The organism is Variovorax sp. P2_H12 (assembly GCF_056403395.1).
Genome location: NZ_JBFUFO010000060.1, coordinates 26,433 through 39,145 on the forward strand (window position 1 = coordinate 26,433; position 12,713 = coordinate 39,145).

11 protein-coding genes and 1 pseudogene are annotated in these 12,713 nt (G+C 67.8%); 5 read left to right on the forward strand and 7 right to left on the reverse strand.

The window, feature by feature from the left end; all coding sequences use genetic code 11:
- The 3 genes from AC1DYK_RS32385 to AC1DYK_RS32395 all read left to right on the forward strand — a co-directional run bounded on the left by AC1DYK_RS32385 (position 1) and on the right by AC1DYK_RS32395 (position 2,691).
- Positions 1-930, forward strand: coding sequence for a DUF1177 domain-containing protein (locus AC1DYK_RS32385; protein ID WP_478170031.1), 930 nt, complete (start codon positions 1-3; stop codon positions 928-930).
- Entirely contained in the window at positions 927-1,613 is a 687-nt protein-coding gene (locus AC1DYK_RS32390; RefSeq protein WP_478170032.1) for an AroM family protein, read from the forward strand. The genes AC1DYK_RS32385 and AC1DYK_RS32390 overlap by 4 nt, the downstream gene beginning before the upstream one ends.
- A 94-nt stretch (positions 1,614-1,707) precedes the next feature.
- On the forward strand, positions 1,708-2,691 hold the full coding sequence (locus tag AC1DYK_RS32395) for a Bug family tripartite tricarboxylate transporter substrate binding protein (RefSeq protein ID WP_478170033.1): 984 nt from the start codon (positions 1,708-1,710) through the stop codon (positions 2,689-2,691).
- Positions 2,692-2,808: 117 nt separating this feature from the next.
- On the opposite strand, the gene AC1DYK_RS32400 is transcribed toward AC1DYK_RS32395, so the two are convergent.
- From AC1DYK_RS32400 to AC1DYK_RS32415, 4 genes and pseudogenes are all read right to left on the reverse strand, one after another.
- Positions 2,809-4,242 carry a S1C family serine protease gene (locus AC1DYK_RS32400; protein ID WP_478170034.1) on the reverse strand — a complete coding sequence of 478 codons (1,434 nt, stop codon included), beginning with the start codon at positions 4,240-4,242 and terminating at the stop codon, positions 2,809-2,811.
- 178 nt (positions 4,243-4,420) lie between these two features.
- The gene (locus tag AC1DYK_RS32405; protein ID WP_478170035.1) at positions 4,421-5,143 is read right to left on the reverse strand and encodes a VOC family protein; all 723 of its coding nucleotides are present in this window, start codon (positions 5,141-5,143) and stop codon (positions 4,421-4,423) included.
- 4 nt (positions 5,144-5,147) lie between these two features.
- Positions 5,148-6,125: a Bug family tripartite tricarboxylate transporter substrate binding protein gene (locus AC1DYK_RS32410; RefSeq protein WP_478170036.1), complete on the reverse strand. Its 978-nt coding sequence runs from the start codon at positions 6,123-6,125 to the stop codon at positions 5,148-5,150.
- A 44-nt stretch (positions 6,126-6,169) separates the two neighbouring features.
- A pseudogene (locus AC1DYK_RS32415) lies at positions 6,170-7,737 on the reverse strand (thiamine pyrophosphate-binding protein).
- A gap of 58 nt (positions 7,738-7,795) precedes the next feature.
- Here AC1DYK_RS32415 and AC1DYK_RS32420 point away from each other — a divergent pair.
- Entirely contained in the window at positions 7,796-8,512 is a 717-nt protein-coding gene (locus AC1DYK_RS32420; RefSeq protein ID WP_478170037.1) for a GntR family transcriptional regulator, read from the forward strand.
- A gap of 94 nt (positions 8,513-8,606) precedes the next feature.
- Here AC1DYK_RS32420 and AC1DYK_RS32425 read toward each other — a convergent pair whose 3' ends face one another.
- The 3 genes from AC1DYK_RS32425 to AC1DYK_RS32435 form a co-directional block, all read right to left on the reverse strand.
- Positions 8,607-9,680 (reverse strand): TAXI family TRAP transporter solute-binding subunit, encoded by a 1,074-nt coding sequence (locus AC1DYK_RS32425; RefSeq protein ID WP_478170038.1) that lies wholly within the window; start codon positions 9,678-9,680, stop codon positions 8,607-8,609.
- 85 nt (positions 9,681-9,765) lie between these two features.
- Complete coding sequence (locus AC1DYK_RS32430) at positions 9,766-10,398, reverse strand: hypothetical protein (RefSeq protein ID WP_478170039.1); 633 nt, start codon at positions 10,396-10,398, stop codon at positions 9,766-9,768.
- Positions 10,399-10,698: 300 nt separating this feature from the next.
- Entirely contained in the window at positions 10,699-11,481 is a 783-nt protein-coding gene (locus AC1DYK_RS32435; protein ID WP_478170040.1) for an IclR family transcriptional regulator, read from the reverse strand.
- Between the two features lie 211 nt (positions 11,482-11,692).
- On the opposite strand from AC1DYK_RS32435, the gene AC1DYK_RS32440 reads away from it, so the two are divergent.
- A complete protein-coding gene (locus tag AC1DYK_RS32440) occupies positions 11,693-12,703 on the forward strand; it encodes a TRAP transporter substrate-binding protein (protein WP_478170041.1) in 1,011 nt (336 codons plus the stop codon).
- The last annotated feature ends 10 nt before the right edge of the window (positions 12,704-12,713 follow it).

Genomic DNA, 12,713 nt, shown 5'->3' on the forward strand with positions numbered 1-12,713 from the left:
ATGAAACACGTCAACGAGATCATCGAATTGCTGTCTTCGGCCCATGTCACCGGCGAGGCCGTCGCGCAGCACCTGCGCCCACTCGGCGAATGCCGGATCGAGGTCACCCGCCTGGAGCGCGGCGACGCGGCCACCGACTTCCTGTCCATCGAGATTCCCGGCGCCGACCTCGCGGCRCCGCGCCTGGGGCTGGTCGGCCGCCTGGGCGGCATCGGCGCACGTCCGACGGTGTCGGGCCTGGTGTCCGACAGCGACGGCGCGGTGGTGGTGCTGGCGGCGGCGGCCAAGATCCTGGACATGACTCAGCGTGGCGACCCCCTGCCGGCCAGCGTGCACATCCACACCCACATCTGCCCGCGCGCCAGCACCCGGCCGCACCATCCGGTGCCGATGATGCGCTCGCCCTTCCCGATGCGCGAAATGATGGCGCACGAGGTCAGCCCCCGCATGGACGCCATCCTGTCGGTGGACACGACGCGCGGCAACCGGCTGGTCAACCAGCGCGGCGTGGCCCTCACGCCGGTCGCCAAGGAAGGCTGGCTGCTGCCGATTCCCGACCTCATGCTCGACGTCATGGGCTGGGTCAGCGGGCAGTTGCCGGTGACCCTGCCGCTGACCACGCAGGACATCACGCCCTACGAAAACGGCCTGCCGCACGTCAACTCGCTCATGCAGCCTACCATCGTCACCCCCGCGCCCGTGGTGGGCGTGGCGCTCACGGCGCAGACCACCGTGCCCGGCTGCGCCACCGGCGTCACCAACGCCTGGGACGCGGACGTGGCCATGCGTTTCTGCATCGAGATCGCCAAGCTCTTCGGCCAGGGGGCGCTGCCGTTCTTCAACGAGGCGCACTGGGCGCAGCTGCAGGCCCGCTATGGTTCGATGGCCCACCTGCAGACCGTGGGTCGCGAACAAGGCGCCGCGGCATGAGCACGCGCAGGATCGCCTTCTTCACCATCGGCGAATCGCCGCGCATCGACATCGTTCCGGCGATGACCGCCATGCTGGGCAGCCACGTGCGGGTGGACGAATTCGGCGCGCTCGACGCGCTGGACGCCGCCGCGCGCGCCGCGCTGGCACCGCACGAAGGCGGCGGCCATCACCGCTTCGTCACCCGCCTGCGCGACGGTGGCTCCATCGAGCTCGACAAGGATGCCACCGAGGCCCGGCTGGCCGATGTCATGCGCCAAGCCGACGGCGCCGGCTACGACCTGCTGGTGCCCCTGTGCACGGGCACCGCGCTGCCGCGCCTGCGAACCCTCGTCGTCGAGCCGCAACGGGTGGTCGACCAGATGATGGCGGCACTGGCGCGCCATGCCACGCGCGTGGGCGTGCTGGTGCCGCTGCCCGCGCAGACCGGCACCCTGCCCCTGGCGCATCCCATGCCCTGCGAGGTGCACATCGACCATGCCTCACCCTACGAGCGTGATGCCGCGCGTGCCGAGGCCGCGTTCGAGCGCGCCGGCAAGGCGCTGGGCGGCTGCGACTTCATCGTCATGCACTGCATGGGCTACACCGAGCCGATGCGCGCCGCCGTCGCCCGCGCTTCCGGCCGGCCCACGCTGCTGTCCAACGGCATCGTCGCGCAGGCCCTGGCACAGCTGCTGGCCTGACGCGCGTCCGCGAGCTTCCGCATCCAAAAAAGAAGAGATATTTCCGTTTTCGGGCCCACCAGCCCTGCTCAACTTCTCATCTAGGAATCACACCATGTCCTCCCGCCGTCTCCTCATCGCCAGCGCCGCGCTGCTGCTCGCCGCCTTCCCCTTCTACGCCGCGACGGCCCAGGGCGCCTGGAAACCCGAGCGCCCGGTCAAGCTGCTGGTCGGCTTCGCACCCGGCGGCTCCGCCGACACGCTGGCACGCCTGATCGCCGAGCCGCTGGGCCAGAAACTGGGCCAGCCGGTGATCGTCGACAACGTGCCCGGCGCGGGCGGCAACATCATGGCCGCCCGCCTGGCAGGCGCGCCGGCCGACGGCTACACCGTCGGCATCGCCGCGGCCGGTTCGATGGCCATCACCTTCGAACTCAACCCCAAGGGCACCAACTACAAGCCCGGCAGCTTCCAGCCCGTCGCCATGCTGGCCTCGCAGCCCAACGTGCTGATCGTCAACAACAACGTACCCGCCAGCAACCTGCAGGAATTCAAGGCCTACGTGAGCCGCACGCCATCGGCCAGCTACGGCATCGCCGGCGTCGGCATCTCCAACCACCTGATCGCCGAAGCCATGCTGCATCGCCTGGGCGTGAAGATGGAAGCCGTGCCCTACAAGGGTGCCTCGCCGGTGATCACCGACCTGCTGGGCGGCCACATCGTGATGACGATGGACAACATCACCACCGCCGCGCAGCTCGCCAACGAAGGCAAAGTCAAGGCGCTCGGCGTGACCAGCGCCCAGCGCGCCCCGCAACTGCCCAACGTGCCGACGCTGCAGGAGCAGGGCCTGGCCAACTTCGACATGCCGACCTGGCAGGGCTTCTTCGCGCCGGCGGGCCTGCCGGCACCGATCCTGCATGCCTACTACGATGCGCTGCAGGAGGTTCTCAAGCAGCCGGGCACCGTCGAAAAGATGGCGCGCCTGGGTTCGCAGCCGGTGGTCGGCATGGACTCGGCGAAGTTCGCCAGCTTCCTCGAGGCCGATCGCCGCCAGTGGAGCGCCACGATCAAGGCGGCCAATATCAAGGCGGAATGATCGCCCGCGGCACGGTGGAGACGATGGCAGGGGGCAGCGCCCCGATCGCGCCGTAGTGCCCCTGCGCGGATGAACGCGACCTCGCCTGGCGCGGCGTCATGCCAAAGCACGCTGGACTCAGCGGATCGCCGTGAGTTCGAGTTCCTCGTCGATGTAGAAGGCCGACCCGCTGGCGCCACCGCGCGTGTTGGCAGTGAACCGCACCACGCGGGAAAGCTCCGGCGACCACCATGCGCTGGCGCGGTAGGCACCGGTTGCATGGCTGCCGCCGACTGCGACCGTCTTGCGAATCACGTAGCCACGGTAGTCGATGCGCAGCAGGCGCCGCTCCATTCCGGCGACGAACCGTGATTCCGAGTTCGCAACCTGTGCGTCCAACCGCAGTTCGATGGAGTTGGAACCTGCTGACTTGCCCATGTACTGCACGCGCCACTCGTCCCCTTCCCGCATCCGGCCGGGGCGAATCCAGCCGCCGGGCGGCATGGCCGCATCGAACTCGCCGGCGATCGGCGATGCGATTTCGATCACCTCGCCGTCACGCCGTTCCACCCAGGCGCCGTTGTTGTAGCTGAGCGAGTCCTCGGTGGCCGGATCCGCGCGGTAGACGATCTTGCGCGTGATGCCGGTCAGGCGATCCGTCAGGAGATACTCGATCTGCGACCAGCGCGCGGCGGAGATCGATGGGCCGTGATCGCCAGGCGGCGCGATCCGCGAATCGGCCGGCCCCGGGCCTGGCCGGATTGCGGTTTTCGGCGTCGGCGGGGCCGGGGCCTTGGGCGCGGCTTCGCTACCGACGCCTGGACGTGGCTCTTGCGCAATTGAAGCCGGAGCCTTGCGCACGGCTGCCGGCGGCTCCAATGGAGCAATGCGCGCTTGCCATTCGAGGCGACCCGCGCGGCGGCTGAGTGCATCCACCCAGCGGGAAGGAACGGCGAAGTTCAGGTTCTGCGACTCCTTCAGGCCAGAAGTCGTGATGCCGATCAGACGGCCATGCGCATCGAAGAGCCCGCCGCCGCTGGATCCGGGCGAGATCGGGGCGCTGGTCTGCACCATGGTCAGGCTGCCGTCCGGTGCGCGCCGCAAGCCGGACAGCAAGCCATCGCTGATCGTCTGTTCAAGGCGGCGCGGCGCGCCAACGGCATAGACGCGCATCCCGGGTCGCAGGCTGGATTCGGGCGCCAGCAGCACGGTGGGGGCCTGAAGTCTTGCGACCCGCAGGAGGCAAAGATCGTGCTCGGGATCGGCCTCTGCCTGCTGCGCGGTCAACTGGGTGTCGCCGCGGCGGATGGCGACGCGGGCCGCATCGCGCACCACGTGGCAGTTGGTGACCAAGGTGTCGGCTGCGATAACGACCGCGCTGCCCGAGGCGATCGGCCGACCCTGCGCATCACTGGCGTACACGACCCAGATGCTTGGCGTGACGCGGTCGAACAGTTCCGCCGCATCGAGCGGCGTGTCCGACATTTCGATCAACTGCTGCGCGGCGCCCAGGCCGCAGCCCAGCGCCAACAGGGCCGCGCCGACCCCTCGTTTCCAGTTGCCTCGTGACATTCCCTCTCGCACCCTCGTGATCCTGTCTTGAGGATGTTACGGCTGCTGCGCGCAGGCCCGCAACCGCGGGCCTGGGAAGTGCTTCCGGCGTCAGCGAAATACCACAGTCCTATGCCCGTCGGCGCAACTTCGCTGGCGCTGCGACATCGTCAGGTTCGACCGACCATCGCGACGAGGCCTACCGCGGGTGGAATGAAACCCCGTGCATCAGCATCGGATCGAACTGCAGGCTCTTGTGTGGCGCGTCAACGTCCAGCGTGATCGCGCTGGGCCCTTCGCCACGCGCCCTGCCCCGCTCGGCTTGGAGCTCGACCTTGCAGCCTCCCAACCGGACGCCGCCGCCGGCCACCGCATCCGGGCCCAGCAGCATGCGATAGCGCGCCAGGCTGGCCGCGACGTCCTGCACCGCCACGTGCACGACGGCGACGCCCCGTGCACCGTTGGCATGGCGACGAACGTCACCCACTGGCACACGAAGCTCCCTCGGCGTGAGATCCGCACACAGAAACGGCAGGTCATGCTGCAGCTGCCGCGCCGAACTCCAGGCGATGCGCACACCGTCAGGCCGCTGCCGCGCACCCGGAACGGCAATCAGCTCGGCGAGGCCGCGTTCGCGCGCGTCGGCCACGGCGGCATCGATGTCATGCGGCAACAGCGCAAAGTCGACCAGCCCCTCGCCCGCCGCATCGAGCACGCGCCACCAGCGCTCATCGGGCGAAGGCGCCGAATAGGCGATCAGCTCCAGGTAGCTGCCGTCCTCGAACACGATCAGCGCGTTGGCGGTGTTGCGCCCCGGATGCTTGCCGCCAGCGATGACGGTGAAGCCGGCGCGCCGGTAGTCGGCCACCGCCTGGTCCAGCGAGGCCACCGCAATCACCACGTGGTCCAGCGTCATGGGCATGGCTCTACTCCTCCAGCTTGAGCTGGGTTTCGCGAACGAAAGCGCTCCAGCGCTCGTACTCGGCACGGGCGTGCCGATCGAGGCCGGAGCCATCGGTGGCAAGGACCTCGAAGCCAGCCTGCGTGAGCTTGCTGTTGACCTCGGGCGCTTGCAGCGTGGCGCGGAAGCCCTCGCCGAGCGCGGCCAGCTTGTCTGCCGGCGTGCCCGCGGGGGCGAAGATGCCGATCCACGAATAGGCCTCGAAGCCCGGGAAGCCGGACTCGGCCACGGTGGGCACGTCGGGCAGCTCGGGCAGGCGCTTGGAGCCGGTCACGGCCAGCGGCTTGATCTTGCCGGCGGCAATCTGCCCCTTGAGCGCGGCGTAGCTCAGAAGCGTGAGCTGCGAGACGTCGCCCAGCACGGCCTGTACCGCCGGTCCTCCGCCGCTGTAGGGCACGTGCAGCACGTAGATGCCGGCACGGCGCTTGATGTCTTCCATGACCAGGTGGTTCATGGAGCCCACGCCGGTGGAGGCGTAGCTGTAGCGCGCGGGCTCCTTGCGCGCGGCGGCGATGAAGCCCCGCAGATCTTTGGCCGGCACGGAGCTCGAGGCGCCAATCACCAGCGGGAAGCGTACCGCCAGCGTGATGCCGGCGAAGTCCTTGAAGGTGTCATAGGGCAGCTTGGACTTGGCGATGGGATTGATGGCGTGCGTGTCGAAGCTCACCAGCACCGTGTTGCCATTGGGCGCTGACTTGGCCACGTAGTTGGTGGCCAACTGGCTTGCGGCGCCGGGCCTGTTCTCGACCACCACGGAGCGGCCCAGGCGCTTCTCGAGCTCGGGCTGCATGATGCGCGCCGCGATGTCGGTGCTGCCCCCGGGGGGAAAGGTGATGACCATGTGCAGTGGCGGCGCGTCCGAGGACTGCGCCGCAGCGCCACCGTACAGGCCCAGAGCGGCCGTGGCCACCAGCGCCTGACGTCGATTGAACTGGATCTGCATCTTCTGTGGACCTTTCAGGGTTCGTGAATTCCGATAGCTGTTGCTCAGCCCATCCACTGGCTGACCGGCACAGCCGTGTCTTGCAACGGTTGCGAGATCACGTCGACCAAGGCGGGGCCGTCGTGTGCCAGCGCCGCCTTCAGCGCCGATTCCAGCTCGGCCGGGTCTTCCACGCGCCACGCCTTGACGCCGAAAGCCTCGGCGACGCGCGCGTGGTCGGTTCGGTTGAAATCCACCGAGTAGTAGCGCTCGTCGTAGCCCGTCTTCTGGCTGGCCTTGATCCAGCCGAACACGGAGTTGGAGAACACGATCATCTTCAGCGGCACGCCGCGACGCACGATCGTTTCCATCTCGCCGCAGGTGAAGCCGAAGCTGCCGTCGCCCATGACCGAGACCACCGTGGCGTCGGGCCTGCCGAAAGAGGCACCGACGCCGGCGGCCATGGAGAAGCCCAGCGCGCCCTGGGCGCGGTTGGTGATGAAGTGGCGGCCGGCCTGCGGCGCGTCGAAATAGGCCGCGAAGTACGGGCACGGCGTGCCCGGGTCGGCCACCACGATGGCATTGGCGGGCAACAAGCGGTTCAGCGCATCCACCACTCGCTCAGGTTTGATGGGGCGGTCGCCGGACCGCGCCAGGCCGGCGAAGAAGGCGTGCTTCCGCATGCGGCTGCGCGCCACGAGGGCTCGGCCGTCGACGGCATCGGCCGGCCGGTGTGCGATGCGCTCGCACACCGCGGCGGCAAGCGCCGCCAGGCCCAGGCGCGCATCGCCCACCAGGGCCACGTCGGTGCGGTAGTTGGTGGCGATGGTGGCGGGGTCGATGTCCAGATGCACGATGGCGACTTCGCGTGCCGGCATCTTCCAGTGCTCCGTGGTGGTCGACCCCGCCCGCGCGCCGACGAAGAGCACCAGGTCGGCCTCGGCGATGACCTCGCGCGTGGCCTCCACACCGCCGTTGGTGCCGATCACGCCGGCATTGAGCGGGTGGCCGCTGGGCAGGCTGCCGCTGCCACTGATGGTGATGCACACGGGCGCGTTGAGCTGCGTGGCCAGCGCCTCCAGCTCGGCGTGAGCGCCGGAGATGACCACGCCGCCGCCGCACACGATGACCGGGCAGCGCGCGGCCCCCCCCCAGGCGGCCCCCCCCGCCCCCGGCCGGTGACCATGGCCCGGAAGGCGCTGCGCACCGCGTGCGGGATCTGGTCCGCGCGGTCAATGGTGGTGTTCCACTTGGTCAACGGCCGATAGAGCGCTTGCTGGTCCAGTTCGGTCAGCGGAAACTTGCCGCGCGCACCCACCGACACGTCAGAGGTGATCCCCAGCACCGGAATGGCTGACTCGTTGGCTTCCACCAGGCCCGGCAACAGGTAGGTGGCGCCGCCGCCGCTGGGGCCTTCGCAGATGCCTGGCTTGCCCGTGACGCGGGCGTAGGCGTCGGCCATGTAGGCAGCGCTGCGCTCGTCGCGCGTGAGCACGTGGTCGATGCCATGGTCAAGGCGTGCCAGCGCGTCGTAGAAAGGCAGGCTGGTGTCGCCGCACAGTCCGAAGATGTGCTTGACGCCATTGAGTTGCAACATGCGCACCATCGCGTCGGCGCCGTTCATGGAAGACATTCGATAATCTCCAGCGGGTTGGAATCAGTTAAGAACTCAACTTAGTATACTTAAAAGCATGCAGAGCACAAGCAGCCGCGGGGGATCCGCGCCGATTTCAAAGACGCGCCGCGAGCGCGGCACGGGCGTTTTCGAGGCGCTGCGGGACATGGCGATCTCCTACCAGCTCAAGCCCGGCGAGCGCCTGAGCGAGATCGAGCTGGCCCAGCGCCTGGGCGTGAGTCGCACCCCCGTGCGCGAGGCCCTCACCCGGCTGGTGAACGATGGCTTTTTGCTACCGGCAACGCGCGGCTTCGTACGCCGCCCGCTCGATGTGCAAGAGACGCTGGACCTCTACGAGGCCCGCGTGGCCGTCGAGAGCGCCTGCCTGTCGCTGGCCATCCAGCGCGCCACCGACGCGGACCTTGCCCAAGCCGTGGCCTACCTGGCCGCCAGCCAGAAGGCGCCGTCGGACGCGCCGGTAGAAATGTTGGTGGAACTGGACGAGGGGTTCCACCTGCGCATCGCCGATATGGCGCGCAACCAGGAACTGCGCCGCATGCTGGGCGTGCTCAACGAGCGCATCCGCTTCATCCGCTGGATCGACATGGAGAACGTGGGCCGCAACGCGACACAGAAGGAGCACCGGCAAATTCTGAAAGCCCTGCAGGCGCGCGACGAGGCGACGGCACAGCAGGTGCTCAAGGAGCACATCGGGCTGCGCAAGGAGCAGATCGTGGACGCGATTGCCAAAGGCTTGGCGAAGATCTACCTGCCGCCGGAGACTGCAGCGTGAGATCCGTTTTCCGCTGCAGGCAAGCGGCGCGCAATGACGTCTGGACAGTGGAGGCGGTCGGATCGATTGGTGCGTGGCCGAGATCCGTCGCAACTCACCGCCTGCAGATACCCAGCACCAGTTCCTGCTCCGTGCAAGCCCGCGCTGGCGGCGGCGCCGGGACGGCGGCCGAAGCAGCGACGGCGGCCCGGCGGGCGATGCAGGTGCGCATGCGCTTTTCCATGGGCGCGTAGTAGCGCCACCCCTGGCTCAGGGCCGGGAGCTCCAGGCGCACTTGCTTCCACTTGGGATGACCGTTGGCCTGGAGCTTGTCGAAATTGAGGCAAAGAGACTCGGCAAAGCGGCCCAGGTTTCCGACCGTCGACTGCAGTCCGTAGTCGTAGGTGACCAGGTAGGCCTTCACGGTCAGGGTGGGCACGTCGGCCTTGAGCCAGGTCGAATAGCTGGCGGCGCGGATCACGGCAGGAAAGTAGGTCTTCTTCGCCCGCGCCGTCTCCGGCGCCGCATCGTCGAGCTTCAGGATCTTGATGTAGTTGCGCGCCTCGGCCTTCATGTCCGAGAACAGCTTGGCCGGCTGTCCGGCCACGATGATGGCGACGTCGATCGACTTGTCGACCGTGAGTCTGGCCAGCGCCTCCTCGTTGCTCAGGTACTGCGCGTTGGCCGTCGGCAGCGGCTCCCCGAACATCAGCTGGTACAGCGTTCTCGACGTCAGCGCCGTGCCGCTGCCCAGCGGGCCGACGCCGATCACCTTGTTCCTGATTTCGTGGATGCTGTTCAGCGGCGAGTCGGCGCGGGCGACGAAGTAGATCTCTTCGTCATAGAGCGGCATGACGAGGCGCAACGGACGAATGATGTTGCCGGCATCGGCGTTGCCCGCCTTCGCCTCGTCCAGAAACGCCTGGTAGACGTCGGACTGCACCAGGGCCAGCTTGACGCCGGGCTCGAAGCGCATGCGCTGGACGTTCTCCGCCGAACCCTTCGACTCGAGGACTTCGAGGTCGATGTCGGCGGGCTCGGCGACCCAGGTGGCAAGGTCCCGGCCGATCTGGATGTAGGTGCCGGTTTTCGATGCGGTGACGATCTTGTACTCCGCCCGAGGCGCCGCGGCCGCGCACGCAAGGAAGGCCATCCACAACAGTCCGGTCAACAGGGATCTGATAGGCATGCTGGCTCCATCGAAGGTTGGTGGTCACACCAGGTGATGCCTGGCTCATTCTTGCGGCTCACTGTCCGGTTCGCACTCTCTCTCCCTATTTCTTCGAACACAAGGCCAGCGCCGCAAGCGCATCGCTGCACACTTGCTCCTGCGATCCCGCCTTGCCGATGGCGGGTGCGGAAACGGCGGGCACGGGCGCTTCGGGAAGCAAGGGGACAGGGGCAGGCGGCGACAACTTCAGGGCGGCGTCCGGAGGCGGTTCACGCCTGGCGGCTTGTTCCTGCACGCGCCGATCGAAGGCCTCCCTCAGCGCCTCAACGCCCGGGTCATCCGCATGCTCGGCATCGAGTGCCGCGAGCCCCTGCTCCGCGGCACCCAGGTCGCCGCGGTCCAAGGCGCCCTGCACTCGCTCGACCTCGGCCCTGAACGCTCGCACCCTGCCGGCCTCGTTCTGATCGTCGAAGTAGGCGCGCTCGAGCCCCAGAGAAGCGAGCCCGATCAGCACCAGAGCGGACGCGATGGCGACCACCGTGCGCCGGGGGGTTGCGAACCACGCCGCCCAGCGCGCCTTGCCGCCGCCTCCCGGCACGTCCGTTTGCCACAAGGCGCCAGGTCGGACCCGTCCGATTTCGAGATCCGTTTCCTCGTTCGCTGCGCCCGTCGGGCCGGGGATGTGGATGATTTCATCCGCATCTGCCTGTACGGTGTCCGCGAAGTCGATGACCACGGGGGCCCGCGTCTCATCTTCAGGAGGGACGCCGCGTCCGGGCTTGAGGGGCGGTCTTGCATCGTCGGCCTCGAGCGTAGACATCTGATCCTCGAAGCAGAACGGGCAAAACCGATTCCCGGCCTGCAGCATCGCAGCGCATCGCCTGCAGGGGACGGAGAACGATGGGTCCAGGTCTGCCGGGTTGGCCATGGTTCGGCACAAGGTTCATGCTCGCGGCGGGAGCGAGCGCTTTTTTGATTCTGGACCTACTTTTGCGCCGAACCAAGCGCGTTTTCATGGGCCGTCGCCCTCCTGGCCTCAGGCGCGTCGCTTGAACATCGCCGATCCGCCGCTCGCGTGTGCGACCTCGTCCGCGGTAGCGACAAGGGCCGGGCCGAGTGCCAGCATGCGCTCTTCCGTCAGTCGAACCAGGGGGCCCGCGATCGTGATCACGCCGATCACGGCGCCGTTGCCGCTTCGCACCGGCGCGGCCATGGCGGTCATGGCCGGCGCGAACACCTCGTTGATCATGCTGAACCCGCGCTTGCGCGCCTGTCGGACGAAAGCCAGCACCGCCTTGACGGTCGTCGGCGCCTTCGGCCCGAATTCGCCCGGCTTGCCGAAGCCCTGCCTGGCGATGAGTTCGAGCGCCTGTTCGTCCGTCATCGTCGACAGCCACGCATGGCCGGCCGAACTGCACGACAGATTGACCGACAGGCCCATGTCCGGGTCGTAGCGCAGGCCGCGCGTCGCGCCCTGCGCCTTCGCGACGAAGGTGAGCGCGTCGCCGTCGACCACCGCCAGCCGGACCAGTTCGCCCGACTCGGCCGCGAGTCGATCCAGCAAGGGCTGCGCCACATCCACGATGCCGCTGTTGCTGAGAAAACTCAGGCCGAGCGAAACCAGCTTGATGGTCAGTGAGTAGTCGCCGTGACTCTGGTCCTGCCGCACGTAGCCGCAGCGGATCAGTTCGGCCAGCAGGCGGTGCGTCGCGCTCAGCGGCATGCCGAGATCGGTGGCCAATGCAGACAACTGCCGGCCTTCCGGATGCTCGGCGAGGTGCTCCATCAGCTTGAAGCTGCGTTCCAGTATTGCGCTCATTCTCTAGCCCTGAAGGCCCCTCCAAATCCCCGCCGCCCCGGCTTGCAGCCGCGGCGCGCGGGAAGCCAGACGTCAATGTACCGCCTTTCCGGAAAGCGTTTCTACTTATGGAAAACTTTTCCACAGATCGCTAAGATCGCGCCGCATCCTGCGTCGGACCGCCTGCAAGAGCGTCCGCCGCGCCCCGAAATCACGTCGCCTGGAGCCCTTCTTGAGAACCCTACTCCCTCGCCTGCTGGCGGCTGCCGGCCTCTCCCTCGCCCTGGCGGCCCCCGCATTCGCGCAGGATGGCCAGGTGCGCGTGATCCGCTTCGGCCACCTGAACAACGCCGACCATCCCGTGAGCTTCGGCGTCAAGCGCTTCGGCGAACTGCTGGCCGCCAAGAGCGGCGGCAGGATGCGGGTGCAGGAGTTCCCCGCGTCCCAGTTGGGCAACGAACTGCAGCAGCAGTCCGCGCTGCAAGGCGGCGTGCAGCAGATGTCGGCGCCTGCCACCACGTCGCTGGCGGGCATCGTCAAGGAATTCGGCCTGGTCGACTTTCCCTTCGCGGTCAGCACCTTCGCCCAGGCCGACGCATTGCTCGACGGCCCGATGGGGCAGGCGCTGATCGCCAAGTTGCCCGAGAAGGGCCTGGTGGCGCTGGGCTACTGGGACCTGGGTTTTCGCAACGTCACGAACAGCAAGCGCCCCGTCACCAGGGCCGATGACCTCGAGGGCCTGAAGATCCGCGTGATTCCGAACCCGGTGTTCCTCGACACCTTCAAGGCCTTCAAGGCCAACCCGGTGCCGATGCCGTTCGCGGAGCTCTATGGCGCGCTGGAATCGAAGGCCGTGGATGGCCAGGAGAATCCGTTCTCGGTGATCCTGTCGAACAAGTTCTTCGAGGTGCAGAAGTTCCTGAGCGCGACGAACCACGTGTATGCCGCCAACATCGTGCTGGTCAGCAAGAAGTTCTGGGACCAGCTCTCGCCCAGCGAGCAGAAGTGGATGCGCGAAGCCGCCGACGAAGCGCGCGGCTACCAGCGCCAGGTGAGCCGGGCCGCGGCGCAGAAATCGGTGGGCGACCTGCAGTCCAAGGGCATGCAGTTCAACGAGGTGAGCCCGGCCGAGCAGGCGCGCATGCGCCAGATTGCCAAGCCCGTCATCGACCGCTTCGCCGCCAGCTACGACCCCGCGATCGTCAAGCTCTACAACGACGAACTTGCCCGCATCCGCAAGTGAATCCGAGGCG